At 70.9% G+C, this 19679-nt stretch carries 19 protein-coding genes; 10 read left to right on the top strand and 9 right to left on the bottom strand.

Going from position 1 to position 19679, the window contains the following annotated elements:
- The first annotated feature begins 3 nt into the window (after positions 1 to 3).
- The gene (locus OG241_RS38225; RefSeq protein WP_405822105.1) at positions 4 to 528 is read left to right on the top strand and encodes a DUF3291 domain-containing protein; all 525 of its coding nucleotides are present in this window, start codon (positions 4 to 6) and stop codon (positions 526 to 528) included.
- On the opposite strand, the gene OG241_RS38220 is transcribed toward OG241_RS38225, so the two are convergent.
- Positions 509 to 1363 carry a hypothetical protein gene (locus OG241_RS38220; protein ID WP_405822103.1) on the bottom strand — a complete coding sequence of 285 codons (855 nt, stop codon included), beginning with the start codon at positions 1361 to 1363 and terminating at the stop codon, positions 509 to 511. The genes OG241_RS38225 and OG241_RS38220 overlap by 20 nt on opposite strands.
- Before the next feature lie 106 nt (positions 1364 to 1469).
- Here OG241_RS38220 and OG241_RS38215 point away from each other — a divergent pair, with 106 nt between their 5' ends.
- From OG241_RS38215 to OG241_RS38200, 4 genes are all read left to right on the top strand, one after another.
- Complete coding sequence (locus OG241_RS38215) at positions 1470 to 2399, top strand: diiron oxygenase (RefSeq protein WP_405822102.1); 930 nt, start codon at positions 1470 to 1472, stop codon at positions 2397 to 2399.
- Positions 2400 to 2599: 200 nt separating this feature from the next.
- Complete coding sequence (locus tag OG241_RS38210) at positions 2600 to 3256, top strand: TetR/AcrR family transcriptional regulator (protein ID WP_405822100.1); 657 nt, start codon at positions 2600 to 2602, stop codon at positions 3254 to 3256.
- Between the two features lie 37 nt (positions 3257 to 3293).
- Positions 3294 to 3614 (top strand): hypothetical protein, encoded by a 321-nt coding sequence (locus OG241_RS38205; RefSeq protein ID WP_405822098.1) that lies wholly within the window; start codon positions 3294 to 3296, stop codon positions 3612 to 3614.
- A gap of 103 nt (positions 3615 to 3717) precedes the next feature.
- The gene (locus OG241_RS38200) at positions 3718 to 4977 is read left to right on the top strand and encodes an NlpC/P60 family protein (protein WP_405822097.1); all 1260 of its coding nucleotides are present in this window, start codon (positions 3718 to 3720) and stop codon (positions 4975 to 4977) included.
- Here OG241_RS38200 and OG241_RS38195 read toward each other — a convergent pair.
- Genes OG241_RS38195 through OG241_RS38175 form a run of 5 tightly spaced genes read right to left on the bottom strand, consistent with a single transcriptional unit; the run spans position 4938 to position 10703 of the window.
- The gene (locus OG241_RS38195; protein ID WP_405822096.1) at positions 4938 to 6218 is read right to left on the bottom strand and encodes a styrene monooxygenase/indole monooxygenase family protein; all 1281 of its coding nucleotides are present in this window, start codon (positions 6216 to 6218) and stop codon (positions 4938 to 4940) included. The genes OG241_RS38200 and OG241_RS38195 overlap by 40 nt on opposite strands.
- 28 nt (positions 6219 to 6246) lie before the next feature.
- Positions 6247 to 6915, bottom strand: a complete 669-nt coding sequence (locus tag OG241_RS38190) for a GTP-binding protein (RefSeq protein ID WP_405822094.1) — start codon at positions 6913 to 6915, stop codon at positions 6247 to 6249.
- On the bottom strand, positions 6896 to 7294 hold the full coding sequence (locus OG241_RS38185; RefSeq protein ID WP_405822093.1) for a DUF742 domain-containing protein: 399 nt from the start codon (positions 7292 to 7294) through the stop codon (positions 6896 to 6898). The genes OG241_RS38190 and OG241_RS38185 overlap by 20 nt, the downstream gene beginning before the upstream one ends.
- Positions 7291 to 7845 (bottom strand): roadblock/LC7 domain-containing protein, encoded by a 555-nt coding sequence (locus OG241_RS38180; RefSeq protein ID WP_405822092.1) that lies wholly within the window; start codon positions 7843 to 7845, stop codon positions 7291 to 7293. The genes OG241_RS38185 and OG241_RS38180 overlap by 4 nt, the downstream gene beginning before the upstream one ends.
- Positions 7842 to 10703, bottom strand: coding sequence for a nitrate- and nitrite sensing domain-containing protein (locus tag OG241_RS38175; RefSeq protein ID WP_405822090.1), 2862 nt, complete (start codon positions 10701 to 10703; stop codon positions 7842 to 7844). Before OG241_RS38175 ends, OG241_RS38180 begins: the two co-directional genes overlap by 4 nt.
- A 451-nt stretch (positions 10704 to 11154) precedes the next feature.
- On the opposite strand from OG241_RS38175, the gene OG241_RS38170 reads away from it, so the two are divergent.
- A complete protein-coding gene (locus OG241_RS38170; protein ID WP_405822088.1) occupies positions 11155 to 11946 on the top strand; it encodes a hypothetical protein in 792 nt (263 codons plus the stop codon).
- Between the two features lie 21 nt (positions 11947 to 11967).
- On the opposite strand, the gene OG241_RS38165 is transcribed toward OG241_RS38170, so the two are convergent.
- Together OG241_RS38165 and lon are read right to left on the bottom strand one after the other, a co-directional pair.
- Positions 11968 to 12471, bottom strand: coding sequence for a MarR family winged helix-turn-helix transcriptional regulator (locus tag OG241_RS38165; RefSeq protein ID WP_405822087.1), 504 nt, complete (start codon positions 12469 to 12471; stop codon positions 11968 to 11970).
- 197 nt (positions 12472 to 12668) lie between these two features.
- The gene (gene lon, locus OG241_RS38160; protein WP_405822085.1) at positions 12669 to 15092 is read right to left on the bottom strand and encodes an endopeptidase La; all 2424 of its coding nucleotides are present in this window, start codon (positions 15090 to 15092) and stop codon (positions 12669 to 12671) included.
- A 177-nt stretch (positions 15093 to 15269) separates the two neighbouring features.
- Between lon and OG241_RS38155 the strand changes: the two genes are divergently transcribed.
- On the top strand, positions 15270 to 15929 hold the full coding sequence (locus tag OG241_RS38155; protein WP_405822084.1) for a GNAT family N-acetyltransferase: 660 nt from the start codon (positions 15270 to 15272) through the stop codon (positions 15927 to 15929).
- A gap of 4 nt (positions 15930 to 15933) precedes the next feature.
- On the opposite strand, the gene OG241_RS38150 is transcribed toward OG241_RS38155, so the two are convergent.
- Entirely contained in the window at positions 15934 to 16719 is a 786-nt protein-coding gene (locus OG241_RS38150) for a rhomboid-like protein (RefSeq protein ID WP_405822082.1), read from the bottom strand.
- A gap of 149 nt (positions 16720 to 16868) precedes the next feature.
- Between OG241_RS38150 and OG241_RS38145 the strand changes: the two genes are divergently transcribed.
- The 3 genes from OG241_RS38145 (at position 16869) to OG241_RS38135 (ending at position 19553) form a co-directional block, all read left to right on the top strand.
- A complete protein-coding gene (locus OG241_RS38145) occupies positions 16869 to 17564 on the top strand; it encodes a spermidine synthase (protein ID WP_405822080.1) in 696 nt (231 codons plus the stop codon).
- Between the two features lie 145 nt (positions 17565 to 17709).
- Positions 17710 to 18447 (top strand): response regulator transcription factor, encoded by a 738-nt coding sequence (locus tag OG241_RS38140; protein ID WP_006383578.1) that lies wholly within the window; start codon positions 17710 to 17712, stop codon positions 18445 to 18447.
- Entirely contained in the window at positions 18444 to 19553 is a 1110-nt protein-coding gene (locus OG241_RS38135) for an ATP-binding protein (RefSeq protein ID WP_405822077.1), read from the top strand. Before OG241_RS38140 ends, OG241_RS38135 begins: the two co-directional genes overlap by 4 nt.
- Positions 19554 to 19679 lie beyond the last annotated feature (126 nt).

The raw sequence follows: 19679 nt of genomic DNA, 5'->3' as shown, positions 1-19679 counted from the left end.
GCCATGACGCCATTGACGCCATCATCCGAAGCCGCGTACCAACTCGCCCAGGTCAACATCGGTCGCCTCAAAGCCCCACTGGACTCAGCAGAGTTGAAGCCGTTTGCCGACGGCCTGGAACCCGTCAACGCCGTCGCGGACGCCTCGGACGGGTTCGTCTGGAGGCTGCAGGGCGAGACGGGTGACGCGACGGACACGCACATGTTCGGCGACGAGTGGATCCTGGTGAACATGTCGGTGTGGCGGGACACGAACGCCCTCACGGCGTTCATGTACCAGGGGCAGCACCGGGAGTTGCTGGCGCGCCGCCGGGAGTTCTTCGAGCGCCTGGAAGAGGCGGTCACCACCTTGTGGTGGGTGCCGACGGGACACCTGCCCACCGTGGAGGAGGCGGAGACCCGCCTCCTCCATCTGCGTGCGCACGGACCGACCGAGTACGCGTTCACCCTGCGTACGTCGTTCCCGCCGGGCCCCGCGAGCCCGGTACCGGACCCCGTACCGGAGTCGCTCAGCCGATCGGCTTCCTGATCTCCTCGCGGATCTTGACGGCGGTCTCGGCCGCCGCCGCGAGGTCCACCTGAGCGGGCTTCTTCGTGACCGTCTCGGCGGTGATCTCGGCGATGGAGGCACCCGTGTTGCCGTCCACCCAGCCGCAGACGGGGATGGTGATCTCCGTACCGAGCTGGGTCTGGACGAGCACCTCGCAGGTGACGGTGACGTCGGAGCCGGCCGGCTTGAAGTCCTTGGGCTTGACGGCGACCTTGGCGCCCTCACCGCCGGCCGCGCCCTCCATCATGTTGTCGCGGGCCAGCCCGGTGTTCTTGAACCGTCCGTACATGCCGGAGATCACCAGCGTGCCCTGCGCCTGGTCGCCGCCGAGGCTGTACTGACCGACCACCGCCTTGGTGTCCCGGGCGTCCCAGGCACCGTCGGCCTCGTCCTCGATGGTCTTGCCCTCGGCGCCGGAGAGATCGCCGGCGAGCTCGTACTTCTCGTCGAGGACCTTCTGGGGCAGCGTCAGCTTGTACTCGGCCTCGGGGAAGCCGCTGTCGGACTTCGTCACGACCCAGAAGAGGACGGCCACACCCACCACGACCAGCGCGACGACACCGCCGACGATCCCGAGGATCAGACCGAGCCGGCTCTTCTTGGGCGGCGGAGGCGGCGCACCCCAGGGAGCGGGGGCGGGCGCGCCGTAGGGCTGCTGCCCGTAGGGGGACGGGGCCGGCGGCTGCTGCTGGCCGTACGGACCGGGCTGCGGGGCCTGATACGGCGGCGGAGGCGGCTGCTGGCCGTAGGGCCCGGACGTCGGGGGCGGGCCGAAGGGGTTCTCGGGCGGCTGGGGTGGCGGAGTCGTGGACACGCCAGAACGCTACTGCACTCGGGTGACCGTGTAAGCCTCGTATAAGGCTACGCGCGAGTACGTCCAGGGGATTGACCGACTTGCTGACAAGCGGTCTCATAAGAATGTGACGACAGTGACGGAAGCCGAGATACTCCGCGATGCCCTCGGGGTGCTCAAGGACCGCGAGCAGGTGGCCGAACGGCTCCTCGACGCGTCCGCGAAGCACTCCTTCGACCCCGACAAGGAACTCGACTGGGACGCCCCCTTCGAGGACGGCAAGTGGTTCTGGCCGCCCGAGCTGGTCTCCCTGTACGGCACTCCGCTGTGGAATCGGATGAGCGAGGAGCAGCGCGTCCTGCTCTCCCGGCACGAGACGGCGGCGCTCGCCTCGCTCGGCATCTGGTTCGAGATCATCCTGATGCAGCTCCTCGTACGGCACATCTACGACAAGGCGGCGACGAGCGCGCACGTCCGTTACGCCCTGACGGAGATCGAGGACGAGTGCCGTCACTCGAAGATGTTCGCCCGTCTGATCAGCCGCGGCGGCACCCCGTACTACCCGGTCAGCCGGGCGCACCAGAACCTCGGCCGCTTCTTCAAGACGGTGTCGACCACGCCCGGTTCCTTCACGGCGACCCTGCTCGGCGAGGAGGTCCTCGACTGGATGCAGCGCCTGACGTTCCCGGACGAGCGGGTCCAGCCGCTGGTCAGGGGCGTGACGAGAATCCATGTGGTGGAGGAGTCCCGGCACGTCCGGTACGCCCGGGAGGAACTCCGCCGCCAGATGGTGACGGCGCCGAGATGGTCCCAGGAGTACACCCGCGTCACCTCCGGCGAGTTCGCACGGATCTTCTCCGTCGCGTTCGTCAACCCCGACGTCTACACGAACGTCGGCCTGGACAGGGCGGAGGCGATGGCTCAGGTCCGAGCAAGCGGCCACCGACGTGAGGTCATGCAGACAGGCGCGAAGAAACTGACGGACTTCCTGGACGACATCGGGGTGCTGCGGGGTGTCGGCCGACGGCTGTGGAGGTCTTCGGGGCTGCTGGCGTGATGTCGGAGTGCGGCCCGGTGGTGGGCTGGTCGCGCAGTTCCCCGCGCCCCTGAAGGACTCCGGCCCTGCGGCCCGAAAAGCGCGGGGCGCAGCCCCGGCTTTTCAGGGGCGCGGGGAACTGCGCGACCAGCCACGACGCTCCCGCACCCGTCCACGCACCCACACCCGCACACACCCCCCGCCCCGACTACCCTGCACACATGCCCCCCGCCGCCCCCGCCTACCGCCGTCTGAGCGTCGAGGAGCGGCGCAGCCAGCTCCTCGAAGCCGCCCTCACCCTCTTCGCCCACCGCGTCCCCGAAGAGGTCTCCCTCGACGACGTCGCGGAGGCCGCCGGCGTCTCCCGCCCCCTCGTGTACCGCTACTTCCCCGGCGGCAAGCAGCAGCTGTACGAGGCCGCGCTCCGCTCCGCCGCCGAGGAACTCGAACTCTGCTTCGACGAACCCCCCGAGGGCCCGCTCCCCCAGCGCCTCGCCCGCGCCCTCGACCGCTATCTCACCTTCGTCGACGAGCACGACGCCGGTTTCAGCGCCCTCCTCCAGGGCGGCAGCGTCGTCGAGACGTCCCGTACGACGGCCATAGTGGACCGGGTGCGCCGTACCGCCGCCCAGCACATCCTCAGCCATCTCGGAGTCACGGAACCGAGCCCCCGACTGCGGATGACCGTACGGATGTGGATCACCTCGGTCGAGGCGGCCTCACTGATCTGGCTGGACGAGGGCAAGGATCCGCCGGTCGACGAGCTGCGGGACTGGCTGGTCGAGCAGTTCCTGGCGGTACTCACCGTGACCGCCGGCCGCGACCCGCAGACCGCGGCCGTCGTACGCGACGCGCTCGGCTCGACGACTACGCCCTGACGCCGCCCCCGACTGCCCCGTACCGGAAACTGATCCCGTGAAGAGCCAAGACACCGCCTTCGAGGGCGGCCCCCTGGACGGCCGCGTGCTGCCCATCCTGCTCGGCCCGACCGGGCACCCACCGAAGACGTACCAGGTCCCGGTGCCGGACGCGGCCGGCGGACCGCCGACCGTGCTGATCTACCGACGCGTCCCCAAGGGCCCGCCGGGAAAGCTCGGCCTGCACCCGGGCTGGAAGTACGCCTACGACCCCGAGGGCGACAAGGGCGGCGACGGCAAGCTGCGCTGGCCGTGGTCGAAACCGGCCACCGGACCAGGCGCCACGCCGCAGGGCAAGCCGGACGACACCGACGGGTGACGAGGTTGGGCCGAACCGCGCACGCTCGGCGCGCGGACCTCGCGCCCGCGTCACAAGCTCGCGGTGCGGAGCGGAAGGGCTGCCCCGCACCGGAGGTGATGACGTGTCAGGAAGGCTTCTGCGTCTGGTCTGTACGGCGGCGATGGCCGCCGGCACACTCCTCGCACCCGTCCCCGCCCTGGCCGCACCGGACCCGACTCCCTCGGCGGCACAGTCCCCCGGCGAGCCTCCCACGGAGGAACAGCCCTCCGTCTCGGCCCTTCTGACAGACCTTCAGCGGCTGTACCGCGAGGCCGAACGGGCCACCGAGACCTACGACGCCACCGCCGAACGGCTGAAGCGGCAACGCGCCGAGGTCCGGCGACTGGACGGGCAGCTCGTGCGCGCCCGGCTCTCCCTGCACGAGCGGCGCGGCGCCCTCGGCCGACTCGCCCGGCAGCAGTACCAGAGCAGCAGCGGCATCTCCCCGTACGTACAGCTGCTGCTGGCCCGCGATCCGCAGCACGCGCTCGAACAGGGCCATGTGATCCGGCAGTTGGCACTGGAGCGGGCCGAGACGGTGGGCCGGCTGGCCGGCGGCGAGCGGCACACCGACGGTCTGGCGCGCGCGGCCCGTGCCGCCCTGGACCAGCAACTCACCCTCGCCGAACAGCACAAGCGGGACCGGGACGCCGTACGGGAGCGGCTGAGGCGGGTCGAGGAGCTGCTCGCCACCCTCAGCACCGAACAGCTCGCCGGGCTGGCCGAGTTGGAGAAGAGTGAGGTGGAGAAGGGCGAAGTCGCGGGGAAGGAACGGGAGTTCATCACCTCGGGCGCCCTCAGCGCCGGCCGGAAGCCGTCCGGGGAAGGTGAGCGGGCACTACGGCAGGCGGTGGCGCAGCTCGGGAAGCCGTACGAGTGGGGTGCCGAGGGGCCGGCCTCGTTCGACTGCTCGGGGCTGACCTCGCAGGCCTGGGAGGCGGCGGGTCGGCCCATCCCCCGGACCAGCCAGGAACAGTGGGCGCGGCTGCCGCACATCCCGCTGGCCGAGCTGCGCCCCGGTGACCTGGTCGTCTACTTCCCCGAGGCGACACACGTGGCGCTCTACCTCGGGGACGGCCTGGTCGTACAGGCGCCGCGTCCGGGTGCGAGGGTGAAGGTGTCGCCCCTCTCGGCCAACCCGGTGCTGGGCGCCGTACGGCCGGACCCGGACGGGGAGCCGCTGCGCCGGTACACACCGCCGAAGCTCCCCGCCGACGCGACCGCGGGCTCGGACGAGGGCTACTCCCTCGCCACGAAGCCCACGGAGCCCACGGAATCGAAAGATTCGACGGAGCCCGGTTCCTACGCGCCCGCGCCCGAGCCCGCGACCGAGCCCAGATAGGCGGCCGTCTTCTCCGGCTCGTAGAAGAAGTTCTCGAAGTCCGACGGGTCGTCGAAGGCGTTGGCGAAGCGGTCGGCGGCCGGGGGCAACTGGCCTGCCGCGCCCAGGAGGTTGATGATGTGCTCCGGCGGCGGGGCGAGCATCGCGTTGCTCCACTTGGTGACGTGCTGGGCGGTGTCCCAGTAGCGGTCGAAGGTGGCCCGCATCCAGGTCTCGTCGAACTCCTTCTCACCCTGGTCGAGAATCGAGGCGAGGTACGAAGCCGCGCATTTCGAGGCCGAGTTGGAGCCCTGACCGGTGATCGGGTCGTTGGCCACGACCACGTCGGCCACGCCGAGGACCAGGCCGCCGCCGGGGAGGCGGCCGACCGGGTTACGAACGGTGGGGGCGTAGCGGCCGGCCAACGTGCCGCCCGCGTCGGTGAGTTCGGCCTTGGTGGCCCGCGCGTACTCCCACGGTGTGAACCGCTCCATGAGTTCCAGGGTCAGGGAGAGGTGTTCGGCGGGGTCGCGGACGCCGTTGAAGACGTCGAGCGGGCCGCCGGGTATGCCCTCCCAGAACAGGATGTCGGCGCGGCCCGAGGTGGTGAACGTCGGCATGACGAACAGCTCGCCGACGCCCGGGACCAGGTTGCAGCGGACGGCGTCGTAGTCGCCGCTTCCAGCAGACTCAGCCTCGGGGCGCGGGCCCAGACCGTGGACGTAGGAGACGGCCAGCGCGCGCTGCGGCTCGCGGTACGGGGAACGCTCCGGGTCGCGGGCGAACATCGACACCAGCTCGCCCTTGCCGGCGGCGACCAGGACCAGGTCGTACGTACGGGAGAAGTAGTCGAGGTCGCCGACCGCCGCGCCGTGGATGACCAGTTGGCCGCCGCGCTGGGCGAACGTCTCCATCCAGCCGGCCATCTTCACCCGCTGGTCGACCGACTGGGCGTACCCGTCGAGCCTGCCGACCCAGTCGATCGCGCGCTGGGTCGGGCCCGGGTCGTGCGAGCCGGGGGCGGCGACCGAGACGCCGAGTCCTTCGATCTTCGGGGCCTGGGACTCCCAGAAGTTCAGCTGGAGATCGCGCTCGTGCTGGAGGGCCGTGTGGAACATGCACTGCGTGGACATCACCCGGCCGGACCGGATCTCGTCCGACGTCCGGTTGGACATCAGGGTGACCTCGTACCCGTGCGACAGGAGTCCGAGGGCTATCTGGAGTCCGGCCTGACCGGCTCCGACGACGAGTATCTTCCGCATACGGTCTGGTCTCTCTCCCCTTGTCGTGTCAGTACTCGGGACTGACGTCCAGCGCGTGCCCCACCAGGGCGAGCAGGGTCTCGATGACCGGGAGGCGGCGCCGCGCATCCATGATCATGACAGGTATGTGCGCGGGCACGGTGAGCGCCTCCCGCACGTCCTCCGCGTCGAACTCGGCGCTGCCGTCGAAGTGGTTGACGGCCACGACGTACGGCAGCCCGCAGCTCTCGAAGTAGTCGAGCGCCGGGAAGCAGTCCTTCAGCCGCCGGGTGTCGGCCAGCACGACCGCGCCGATCGCGCCGCGCACCAGGTCGTCCCACATGAACCAGAACCGCTGCTGGCCCGGCGTGCCGAAGAGGTAGAGGACCAGGTCGTCGTCGAGCGTGACGCGGCCGTAGTCCATGGCCACGGTGGTCGTGCGCTTCTGAGGGGTCGCGGTGAGGTCGTCGGTGCCCTCGCTCGCCTCGGTCATGAGCGCCTCCGTCTGGAGGGGCTCGATCTCCGAGATGGTGCCGACCATCGTGGTCTTGCCGACGCCGAAGCCGCCCGCGATCACGATCTTCGTGGCGATCGGCGCACGGGTGCGGTCCTCCTGCCACGGCCGCAACTCCTCGTCCTCCAGGGGACGTCGCCCTTCCGGCGGAAGGTGGAGAAGCGGGGAGACGCCACGGGCGACGTCAGAGACGACGGAGTCCACTCAACACCCTTTCCAGCAGCGCGCGGTCCGGCTGCCCCGGCCCGTGACCGGTTCCGTACACCCGGATCCTGCCCTGGTCCGCGAGGTCGCTGAGGAGCACGCGGACCACGCCCAGCGGCATCTTCAGCAGCGCGGCGATCTCGGCCACCGTACGCATCCGGCGGCACAGTTCGACGATGGCCCGCAGCTCCGGCATGATCCGGGTGCTGAGGGAACCATTCTCCAACTCCTTGCGCTCCTCGGGCGCTTCGATCGCGGCGACGAACGTCTCGACGAGGAGGACATGGCCGAAGCGGGTCCGGCCGCCGGTCAGCGAGTACGGGCGTACCCGGGCCGGTTTGCGGTCGCCGCCTCGGACAGGAAGCCTCGGCGTACTCACTTGGCACCCCCCGCCGAACGGCCCCGTGCGGGCCGGACGGCCATCGGACCGACCGGCGCGGGTTCGTCGGCCGGCGAGCCGCGTTCGATGGACTCCCGCAGCTCACTGCGGAGTTCGGGGGTCAGGACGTGCCCGGCGCGGCCCACGAAGAGCGCCATGTGGTACGCCACGACGCTCATGTCGCAGTCCGGGGAGCCGTGCACACCGAGCAGCGAGCCGTCGCTGATCGACATCACGAAGAGGGTGCCGTCCTCCATCGCGACCATGGTCTGCTTGACGCCGCCGTAGTCCATCAGCTTGGCGGCGCCGATGGTGAGGCTGCCGATGCCGGAGACGATGGTGGCGAGGTCGGCGGCGGAGCCTCTGGGGCCGGTCGGCCGGTCGGGCCGACGTTCCGCGTTCCTGTCTGGGTCTGACGAGAGCAGGAGCAGACCGTCCGAGGAGACCACCGCGACCGACGTCAGTCCCGGCACCTCCTCGACGAGATTGCTCAGCAGCCAGTGCAGGTTGCGGGCTTCACTACTCAGGCCGAAGGTACTGGGCGCGGTCAACTGCTTGCCTCCTCGACAGTTCCCCCCGTGGTTTCTTCGGCACGTGCCGGCTCTGCCGTACGTGCCGTCTGCCCCGTCTGCTCCGCGATCTCCGCCTCCACGTCACGGTGTCCGTCGCGCGCACCGCGCTGGAATCCGCCGAGCCGGCGGCGCAGTGCCTCGGCGTCGACGGAAGCGGTGCGCGGTCTCGGCGGTTCGGCGGGCGCGGTGATCTTCGGGGTCCGCTTGGGCAGTCCCTTGTCCGTGACCGGCTCCTCCTCGACGCGCTCATGCGTGTCGGGGCCGATGGCGTAGGGGTCCGGGGCGGTGGTTCCGGGAGCCGTGGGCACGGTCGGCTCGGTGATGTCCTCGGCCGGGGGCGCCGGCAGAAGCAGCTCCATGGTGATCTCGGACGCGGGGAGGGGCGCGGGCTCCGGCGCCGACTCATCCGGGTCCGCGTCCGTGTCCGCGTGCGGGTCCGTCGCCGGGCCTGCCTCGTCGTCGGCCTCGGTCTCCGCGTCGCGTACGGCCCGTTCCGCGAGGGCGATCATCGGGTCGGGTGCGTCGGTCGGGACCAGGGTGTCGGCCGGGGCCTCACCCTGCTCAGCGGCCAGCTCACCGGCCGCCTCGACGACCGGCTCCTCTGCCTCCGAACGCCCTTGCAGGACATTGGAGTTGACCTCCGCGTCGGCGCCCGGGAAGGAGAGCGCCGGGGCGCCTCCGGACGTCGAGGTGGCCGACGGCGGTACGGCGGCCGGGTCCGGGGCCAGCAGCGTCTTCGGCAGGACGACGACAGCCGCGACCCCGCCCTGCTTCTGCTCCCGCAACTGCACCCGCACCCCGTGCCGATGGGCGAGCCGCGCGACGACGTACAGGCCGAGCCCGATCCCGTCACCGTCGCCATTCCCGGTGTCGCCGTCGGTCTCGTAGGCGTCGTGCGGGGTGTCCGGGTCGAAGTCGGCGAGGCGGGAGTTGAGACGGACCAGGCGCTCGGCGGTCATACCGATGCCCTCGTCCTGGACGGAGAGCATGACCTCGCCGCTCTCCAGCAGCCAGCCGGAGATCTCCACCGGCAGCTCGGGCGGGGTGAACGAGGTGGCGTTCTCCAGGAGTTCGGCCAGCAGATGGCTGACGTCGTCGGCGGCGAACCCGGCGAGATGCGCGTGCGGCGGCAGCGCCGAGATACGCACCCGCTCGTACCGCTCGATCTCGCTCACGGCGGCGCGGACGACGTCGACGAGCGGGACGGGACCCGGGTGCTGGTGGCCGTGTTCGGCGCCGGCGAGGACGAGGAGGTTCTCGCTGTGCCGGCGCATGACGGTGGCGAAGTGGTCGAGCTTGAAGAGGGTGGCGAGCCGGTCCGGGTCCTGCTCGCGCTCCTCCAGGCCCTCGATGACCGCGAGTTGACGCTCGACAAGGCCGAGGGTGCGCAGCGCGAGGTTCACGAAGGTGCCGTGGATGCTGTGCCGGGTGCGCGTCAACTGTGCTGCGGCGTCAGCGAGTTCGGTGCGCAGTTCCTCGCGGGCGTCGGCCATCTTCTGGCGCTGGCCGACCAGGTGCTTGCGGTCGGACTCCAGCGTGGCGATGCGGTCGTGGACGGCGAGGGCGCGGGCGTGCAGGGCGTTGACGGAGCGGACGACCTGGGCGAACTCGTCGTTGCGGCCGGTGAACCTGATGGGTTCCTCGGCGAGCGGGTCGGCGGCCTCGGCAAGCCTGGCGGTGCCCCGGCGCAGCACGGACAGCGGGCGGGTGAGGGTGCGGGCCATGGCGGTGGCGATACCGACGGCGACCAGGATGAGGGCGCCGAGGACGGCGATCCGGATCTCCAGCTCGGTGACGTCGTCGTCCCGGAGCTGGGCGAGGGCCTTGGTGCGCCGGTCGTAGAGCGAGGACTCGACGCCGCGCATCAGTTCGACGCGGGCGGAGACCGCCGCGTCCACAGCGCTGAGGCTGGTGGCGAGTTCGCCCGTGGACAGTGTGGCCTGGTCGGTGAGCGACGCGAGGTACTTGTCGGCGGTGTCGACCTCGGGTCCGGTGAGCGTGGAGTCGTAGCTGCCGACGGCGGCCTCGGGGGCCGTCTCACGGAAGTCGGCGAGCGCCGCGTCCGAGCGCAGCCGGGCCTGCTGGGCGGCGGCGCTGAGCGCGTTCCGCGTCTTCGCGTCGGCCGGTGAGGTCACGGTCTGCTTGGACGACAGGCCGGTGACCGGGTCGTACACGTTCTCGGTGGACGTCGGCACGCTGAGCGCGGCGAGGAGGAGCCCCCGGGCGGCGGCGGCCTGCTGGACGGCAGAGTCGAGTTCGGCGAGGGCGTAGGCGCCGGTGCCCGCTCGGGGCGGCTGCTGCTCGGCCAGTTGTTCGGCGAGGCGGTGCAGCGCGGCGATGGCGGCGGAGTACGTCTCGTACGACTGGAGAGCGGTGCTCTTGCCGGTGAGCGCCTCCTGGCGCAGCGTCGCGATGCCGTCGAGGTCGGCTCGGAGCGCGGCCGAGGTGTCCGGGTTCGCGCGCAGGTCGCCGACCTCGCGGTCGACGCGGGCGGCGCGCTGGCCCGAGGGCACGTTCGCCTTGGGGCGGCCGGCGGCGATGTAGACGGTGACCTCGTCGCGTTCGTCGGCGAGCGAGTGGGCGAGGGTCAGGGCGTCCTGGGTCTGCGTCGCGAGCGTCACCAGGTCCTGGGAGTCGTGGAGCTGGGACGAGGCGGCGATCACGGACGGGGCGCCGGCCCCGGCGATCGCGGCGGCCACGACGGCGACGGCCACGATGAGCCGGTTACGGACGTGGCCGGGGCGCCCCCGGCCCGCGGGATCGGTCGGGGCGTCACCGGTAGCGCCCCCTGCGGGAGCTGTCTGCCTGCCTGTGCGCCGAGGCCGCGTCTTCTGCACCGGTGCTCGCATTCCTGACTCGTGTGCCCATGGGCCCGGGTGACGATCCGTCGGGACCCGGATGACGTTCCGTCAACTGCGTGGCCGCCCGGATGGTTCTGGCCTGCCGCTCACCCGGTACGGTTCCGGTGCTCCGGCATGGTCCGGCTCCCGACCCTCCCATGCCGGTGGGCAGGGAGCGCGCGTCACCCGACCCGCCACTCGAAGGAGTGAACATCAAGGAGTCAACATCGGCGGGGAGTTGGCGGCAAGTTCCTCCGGCCTGTGCCCCCGCCCCGCGTGGCGGGCCGGTTGGACGTGGGCGGCGGGCTTTGACATTATCCGCAGCTACGTCTTCACGGAGTAGATCATTCCCTCCCAAACCAGGCGTCTGACCAGCGGCTACGCGCTGTTTCGGCAATTGTCGCCAGCCTTTTGAGAAGCTTGTGAAGGGCTCGTGCAGACTGGCTGGATGCGCACTGAACTCGTCACGGAGCCCGGCGATCCGGGCCGCCCCAATGAGGACTTCGCGACGATCGGGCTTCCCGCCTCCGGGCAGGGCGGTTCGCTCGTCCTCCTGGACGGGGTGACTCCACCCAGGGACGCGACGGGCTGTCTGCATTCCGTCCCCTGGTTCACGGCCCGGCTCGGCGGCGCGCTGACCGAACTGTCTGTTTCACAACGGGATATGCCCCTCACCGAGGTACTGGCAGCCGCCCTCACTCGTACCGCCGGGGCGCATGCGCAAACCTGTGACCTTTCTCACCCGCGCACACCCCAGGCGACCGTGGTTCTCGCCCGCTGGTCACCGGAGACCGTCGAGCACCTGGTCCTGTCCGACTCGGCCCTGCTGACCGAGTCCCCGGACGGCACGGTCACCGCCCACCTGGACGACCGGCTGTCCCGCGTCCCCCGGTCCTCGCTGGCCACGGACGCGATCGCCGACGCGACGGTGCGCAACAAGGAGGGCGGCTTCTTCACGGCGGCGGCCGATCCGTCGGTGGCCTTCCGCGCGGTCACGGGCACGACCCCGCGCGCCGAGGTGCGCGCCCTGGCCGCCCTGACGGACGGGGCGACACGCTGGGTGGAGAAGTTCGCCGAGGGCGACTGGACGGCCTGCTTCACCACCGTCCGCAAGGAGGGCGCGGGGGCGCTGGTGCATCGCGTACGGGAGCTGGAGCGGGCGGACGCGGACGCGGGCCGGCCACGCCTGCGCCGCAGCAAGACACACGACGACGCGACGGTCGTGTACGTCGAGCTGTGACACCCGGGGACCCTGTGGGGCCTACTTCTCCATCCCGAGGTTCAGCTGATGCAGCAGCCGGGCCAGTTCGGCCACCTCGACGCGGTCCCAGGCGGCCAGCTGACGCACATAACGGGCCCGGCGCGCCTCCCGGACGGTACGGAAGCGGGCGCGGCCCTCGTCCGTGAGGTGGACGAGCCAGGCGCGCCCGTCGGCCGGGTCCGGTTCGCGGGCGACGAGGCCCAGCTCCTCCAGGGCGCGCAGCTGGCGGGACATGGTGGCCTTGCCGACGCCGATGTAGGCCGCGAGCTCGGTGGCACGCTGCCGTCCGCACTCGTCGAGCCGCACCAGCAGCCCGTACGCCGACGGCTCCAGGTCGGGATGGACCTCGCGGGCCATCTCCCCGGAGTTGGCCCGGGCGCGCCGCAGGAACACCGTCAATTCGCGCTCCAGCGCGAGGAACTCCCGCTCGACCCCGCTCCCGGGCGCCGGGGACCCGACCTGCCGCCCGTCCGGGCGTCCCCCGCCGTTGCCGTCCTCGTGCACGTCAGCACCCCTGATCCGGTCTCACCGCTCGGAAAGTCTCCGTCGGACGTCGAACACGGCCATCGCCGCAGCTCGGACAGTATTTCGCAGGAACATGGAGCTGGTGTCATCCAGGTCCCCGTCGAGCCCCGGATCCGCGCACGGGAAGGCCCGGGCCCCCTTCCGGGACCCGGGCCCTCACCGACCGGCAGCGTCCGTCACGCCGCTGCCGGAACCCTCACCTCCGACGCGTTCTCGGCCGGGGTGAGCGCCAGTTCGAGGACCTGGCGGACGTCCGTGACGGCGTGGACGTCGAGCTTCTCCAGGACCTCGGCCGGGACGTCGTCCAGGTCGGCCTCGTTGCGCTTCGGGATGATCACCGTGGTGACGCCGGCCCGGTGGGCGGCGAGCAGCTTCTGCTTCACACCGCCGATGGGCAGCACCCGCCCGGTCAGCGAGACCTCGCCGGTCATGGCGACGTCCGTACGGACGAGCCGTCCGCTGAGCAGCGAGGCGAGGGCGGTCGTCATGGTGACGCCCGCGCTCGGACCGTCCTTGGGCACGGCACCCGCCGGGAAGTGGATGTGCACGCCCCGGTCCTTCAGGTCGCCCACGGGCAGTTCCAGTTCGGCGCCGTGCGAGCGGAGGAAGGAGAGCGCGATCTGCGCGGACTCCTTCATCACGTCACCCAGCTGCCCGGTGAGCGTGAGCCCCGCCGCCCCGGTCTCCGGGTCGGCGAGCGAGGCCTCGACATAGAGGACGTCGCCCCCGGCCCCGGTGACCGCGAGCCCGGTTGCGACCCCCGGTACGGCGGTGCGCCGCTCGGCCGGGTCCGTGGCGGACTCGGGCACGTGGTGGGGCCGCCCGATCAGGCCGCGCAGGTCGTCCTCCGTGACGGTGAACGGCAGCTTCCGCTCCCCGAGTTCGTGCTGTGCGGCGACCTTGCGCAGCAGTCGCGCGATGGACCGCTCCAGGTTGCGGACGCCGGCCTCCCGGGTGTACTCCCCGGCGAGCTTGCGCAACGCGCTCTCGTCGAGGGTGACTTCGGGGCTCTCCAGGCCGGCCCGCTCCAACTGCCGTGGCAGCAGGTGGTCCCGGGCGATGACGACCTTCTCGTCCTCCGTGTACCCGTCCAGCCGGACGAGCTCCATGCGGTCGAGCAGGGCCTCGGGAATGGCTTCGAGGACGTTGGCCGTGGCCAGGAACACGACGTCGCTGAGGTCGAGTTCGACTTCGAGGTAGTGGTCGCGGAAGGTGTGGTTCTGCGCCGGGTCGAGGACTTCGAGCAGCGCTGCGGCGGGGTCGCCCCGGAAGTCGGAGCCGACCTTGTCGATCTCGTCGAGGAGAACGACGGGGTTCATCGACCCGGCTTCCTTGATGGCCCGCACGATGCGCCCGGGCAGTGCGCCGACATACGTACGCCGGTGCCCGCGGATCTCGGCCTCGTCCCTGACTCCGCCGAGCGCCACCCGGACGAACTTCCGCCCCATGGCGTGCGCGACGGACTCACCGAGGCTGGTCTTGCCGACCCCGGGCGGCCCGACGAGCGCGAGCACGGCGCCACCACGGCGCCCGCCGACGACCCCGAGGCCGCGCTCGGCCCGCCGCTTGCGCACGGCGAGGTACTCGGTGATGCGCTCCTTCACGTCCTCCAGGCCCGCGTGCTCGGCGTCGAGCACGGTCTGGGCGCCCTGGATGTCGTACTCGTCCTCGGTCCGCTCGTTCCAGGGCAGTTCGAGAACGGTGTCGAGCCAGGTCCTGATCCAGCCGCCCTCGGGCGACTGCTCGGAGGACCGCTCCAGCTTGTCGACCTCCTTGAGAGCCGCCTCGCGCACCTTCTCCGGCAGATCGGCGGCCTCGACGCGGGCCCGGTAGTCGTCGGACTCCTCGCCGTCCTTCTCGCCGTTGAGGTCGCGCAGCTCCTTGCGTACGGCTTCCAGCTGCTTGCGCAGCAGGAACTCCCGCTGCTGCTTGTCGACGCCCTCCTGGACGTCCTTCGCGATGGTCTCGGCGACGTCCTGCTCGGCGAGGTGGTCGCGCAGCTGCTGGGTGGCGAGCTTCAGCCGGGCCACCGGGTCGGTGGTCTCCAGGAGCTCGATCTTCTGGTCGGTGCTGAGGAAGGGTGAGTAACCGGAATTGTCGGCAAGGGTGGAGACGTCGTCGATCGCCTGTACGCGGTCGACGACCTGCCAGGCGCCGCGCTTGCGCAGCCAGGCGGTGGCAAGAGCCTTGTACTCCTTGGCGAGTTCGGTGACATGACCGGGTACGGGGTCCGGCACCGCGTCGTCGAGGTGCGTGCCCTCCACCCAGAGCGCGGCCCCCGGCCCGGTGGTCCCGGCGCCGATCCGCACGCGCCCCCGGGCTCGGATGAGGGCGCCCGGATCCCCGTCGGCCAGCCGGCCGACCTGCTCGACGGTGCCGAGGACACCGGTCCCGGCGTACGCCCCGTCGATGCGTGGCACGAGCAGCACCCTGGGCTTGCCGGACCCGGTGCTCGCGGCGGCCTGGGCGGCCTCGACGGCGGCCCGCACATCGGCGTCGTTGAGGTCCAGCGGAACAACCATTCCGGGCAGCACGACCTCGTCGTCGAGCGGCAGCACGGGCAGGGTGAGCGGTGTGACCGCCGTGGACTCAGTAGCCATGATCTCCCCTTCGGCACTCAAGTTGAGCTATGCCGACTCAATGCTTGACGGCCGCCGAATGTTCCCCGGGGCGTGTTCGCCGTGAGCGATCACCTCTGCCGCGGGGGCCGAACGCCCGCGTAAAGTCACCCACGTAACACTCTCTATCGCATATCAGCCATTACACAAGGAGTTCGGGTGGACGGAACCGTGCAGGCCTGGGTCGACGGCTGGGTGGTCTCACGCGGGGCGGCGCCGCCGCTGGTCGAGCCCTGGGGATACACCATCGACGTGGGCACCTCCCGAGCCGTCACCCGGCATGTCCTGGGCGCGGTGAACGACGGCGTCGAGGAACGGACCGTCCGGAAGGTGGCCGACGCCGTGACCGGGGCGGGCGTGTGGCTCAAGGTGTTCGACGACCCGGCGACAGTCGGCGGCTGGCTCGGCGAAGGCTGGTCGGTCGCCCCGGAGCCGGGCTACCTGATGTCCGTCCCACTGACCGCCTCGGAGGCGCCGACCGCCCCCGACGGCTACCGGGTCCGCACCTGGACGCGCGGCGGCGTCACGCGCGTGATGCTCGCGGGGGCCGACGGCTCCTGGGCGGCCCGCGGCCAGATCGCCCCCACGGGCCGGACGGCGGTCGTCGACCAGGTGGAGACCTCCCCCGCACACCGCCGCCGGGGCCTCGGCGTCTTCGTGATGCGAACGCTCGTACGGGAAGCGTCCGCACAGGGCGCGGAGAGAGGCGTACTGGCTGGAACACCGGAGGGCCGGGCACTGTACGAGTCGCTGGGCTGGCAGGTGGAGGCGCCCCTGACGAGCGCGACGTTCCTGGGAGCGGCCGTCGACAGGCCCTAGAGCCTCAGAGGGGCCTCCGCCATCGACGCACCCAGGGCCAGGTGGCGATCCCGATGGCCAGCGCCGTCACATGTCCCCAGTTGGTCATGGGATCGGCGTAGGCGACGAGGTCCTGCACCAGCGTCCCGCCGAGCACCCCCAGCAGCGGCCATCCCAGCCAGGGCCTCAGCAACCCCGCCAACGCCCCCACACTCGCCGCGACCCCGAAGCTGATCCCGTAGTCGAGCCGATGCAGCGAACTCTCGGGCAGCCACCCCACCAGCACCCCGAGCCCCACCGGCACCTCGGTCGCGAGAGTGGCCAACACATGCCCGAGCGCGAACACCCAGGCGGTACGCAGGCCGCCGATCCGCCGCTCCAGCGCCGTAAGAACAAGGAGGAAGAGGATGCCGTACGGCGAGGTCACGCCTCCCACGACCCACAGCGCGCTGGCGACCAGCACGAGCACGGGCGTCCGCAGCAGGTGGGCGACATCCGTGCTGGTGCCCTGATGGAGGGCGTGCACGAGGGCGGGGTCCGCGTGTTCGGCCACATATGCCGTGACCAGCAGGACAGCCGCGTACGTGAAGGTGAACGGAGTGCCCGTGGGCGTGGGGAGAAGGTGCCAGGGGCGGAAAACCCGCCTCCTGGGGACAGCGGCCTCCGAAACCGACGTCCGCGCGGACACGGCTTCCGCCGGCCCTCGCTGCCTCGGCATCCCGTCCAGCAGCCGCACGCCCTCCGCGACAGGCGTGCCCGAGGGCGCCGGTGAACCCGACGGCACGTCGCCCTTCGCGTCGACCCGTTCCACAGTGAGGCGCTCCTTCCGCTTCACCCCACCCTTCGCCTCCACCCTCGCGGTTGTCTGTGACCCGCGCCACGCCACGGCCGATTCACAGCAAGCCGACAGGACACATAAAGGCCGAGCTCATCCGGGCTGCCCTGCGCCAAGATGTCTCCATGACCCTCTCGACCGCTTCCTACGGCGCCCCCGAAGTCCTCGACCGGCAGGAGGGGCCGTACGGCGAAGTCGTGCTGCGGCGGCACGGAGAGTTACTGCAGATCATCGCCAACGGGTGCTTCCTGATGGACACTTCGGACGGCCGGTCCGAGCGCCTGCTGGTCGACGCCGCCCTCGACGCGCTCACCCCCGGCTCCCGGGCCGCTTTCCCGCACGTCCTCATCGGCGGTCTCGGCGTCGGGTTCTCGCTCGCGCACGCCGCGGCCGACGCCCGCTGGGGCGGCATCACCGTCGTCGAACGCGAGCCGGCGATCATTGGATGGCATCGCGACGGGCCGCTGTCGGAGCTTTCGGCCCGCGCCCTCTCCGATCCGCGCACCGAGGTCGTCGCAGCTGACCTGGTGAGCTACGTCAATGAGACCTCCGCCACATTCGACGCCCTGTGTCTCGACATCGACAACGGCCCCGACTGGACCGTGACGGAGGACAACCAGAGCCTGTATTCGCAGGCCGGACTGGCAAGCTGCGCAAGGGTGTTGAGGCCGGACGGGGTGCTAGCGGTGTGGTCCGCGCAGCCCTCCCGGGAATTTGAGCAAACTCTACGGAATGCCGGGTTCCGGGCAGTACGCACCGAAGAGATCCCCGTTGCCCGAGGAGTCCCCGACGTCGTCCACCTCGCCACCTGGCCTGGATAGACCCTTCGCGGTGACTGCCCGTACGCTGCACCCCTGACGCCGATCACTCATCCGATCAGTCGTGCGTCAATCGCAGTCATGCGCGGACAAGCGCAGCCAAGGAACCACCCCACTGGTTCCGGAAAGCACACTTCAGGGACGGGCGATGGAGCAGACACACACCTCCCAGAACGGCGCGACGGCGACTCCTGGCGCCCAGCGCCGGGTACTAGTGGTCGAGGACGATCCGACGATCGTCGACGCCATCGCGGCCCGTCTGCGCGCCGAGGGATTTCTCGTGCAGACCGCCGGCGACGGCCCGGCCGCCGTCGACACCGCCGAGGCCTGGCAGCCCGATCTGCTGATCCTCGACATCATGCTGCCCGGCTTCGACGGGCTCGAAGTATGCAGGCGGGTGCAGGCCCAGCGGGCCGTGCCCGTCCTGATGCTCACCGCGCGCGACGACGAGACCGACATGCTGGTCGGGCTCGGGGTCGGCGCCGACGACTACATGACGAAACCCTTCTCCATGCGTGAACTGGCCGCGCGGGTGCATGTGCTGCTGCGCCGGGTCGAGCGGGCCGCCATCGCCGCGTCGACGCCGCGCTCCGGCATCCTGCGCCTCGGCGAGCTGGAGATCGACCACGCGCAGCGGCGGGTGCGGGTGCGCTCCGAGGACGTGCATCTCACGCCCACCGAGTTCGACCTGCTCGTCTGTCTCGCCAACACGCCCCGCGCCGTCCTCTCGCGCGAGCAGCTGCTCGCCGAGGTCTGGGACTGGGCGGACGCCTCCGGCACCCGGACCGTCGACAGCCACATCAAGGCGCTGCGCCGGAAGATCGGCGCCGAGCGGATCCGTACGGTGCACGGGGTCGGCTACGCGCTGGAGACACCGACGCCATGAACCTGGGGCGGCCGGCCGCACGGAGGAGCCCCGGGGAACCCTGGGGCGGCGTACGCCCGTTCTCGATCAAGACCAAGCTGGGCGCACTGGTCGTCGTCTCGGTGCTGATCACCACAGGTCTGTCGATGATCGCGGTGCACACCAAGACGGAGCTCCGCTTCATCACGGTCTTCTCGATGATCGCCACACTGTTGATAACGCAGTTCGTGGCGCATTCGCTCACAGCGCCACTGGACGACATGAACGCGGTGGCCCGCTCCATCTCGCAGGGCGACTACACGCGCCGGGTGCGCGAGAACCGCTGGGACGAACTGGGCGATCTGGCCCAGACGATCAACGTCATGGCGGACGAGCTGGAGGCCCAGGACCGTCAGCGCAAGGAGCTGGTGGCGAACGTCTCGCACGAGCTGCGCACCCCCATCGCGGGTCTGCGCGCGGTGCTGGAGAACGTCGTGGACGGGGTCTCGGCCGCCGATCCGGAGACCATGCGCACCGCGCTCAAACAGACCGAGCGCCTCGGCCGGCTGGTGGAGACCCTGCTGGACCTCTCCCGGCTCGACAACGGGGTCGTACCGCTGCGCAAGCGGCGGTTCGAGGTCTGGCCGTATCTCTCCGGCGTGCTCAAGGAGGCCAACATGCTGGCCTCCACGCGCGCGGGCATCGCGTCCGGCTCCGGCGGTCACACCCGTAACGACGTCCATCTGCACCTCGACGTCACCCCGCCCGAACTGGTCGCGCACGCCGACCCGGAGCGTCTCCACCAGGTCGTCGCCAACCTGATCGACAACGCGGTCAAGCACAGCCCCCCGCACGGCCGGGTCACGGTGAAGGCGCGGCGCGGGACGCTGACCGAGTCGCTGGAGCTGGAGATCCTGGACGAGGGCCCCGGCATCCCGCGTTCGGAGTGGCACCGGGTCTTCGAGCGGTTCAACCGCGGTGGCGTCAGCTCACCGCACGGGCCGGGCAGCGACGGCGGTACGGGACTGGGGCTGGCGATCGCCCGCTGGGCGGTCGATCTGCACGGCGGCCGGATCGGTGTGGCCGAATCCGAGCGAGGTTGCCGGATTCTGGTCACCCTTCCGGGAGAGTCATCCGTCCCAAGTTGACGTAAAGTTCGAAGCGGAGCCGCAAGATCCACCTGACATCCCCGCTGAGGGACGCGCGTGGACACGTGTGATTGCTCACAGGCCCGCGCATTTCGTGCGCCAGGGCGACAATTTGCGTTTCCCCCA

The sequence above is a fragment of the Streptomyces sp. NBC_01390 genome, from assembly GCF_045040105.1.
Classification (GTDB): Bacteria; Actinomycetota; Actinomycetes; order Streptomycetales; family Streptomycetaceae; genus Streptomyces.
This window is presented reverse-complemented; position numbering and strand designations above follow the sequence as displayed.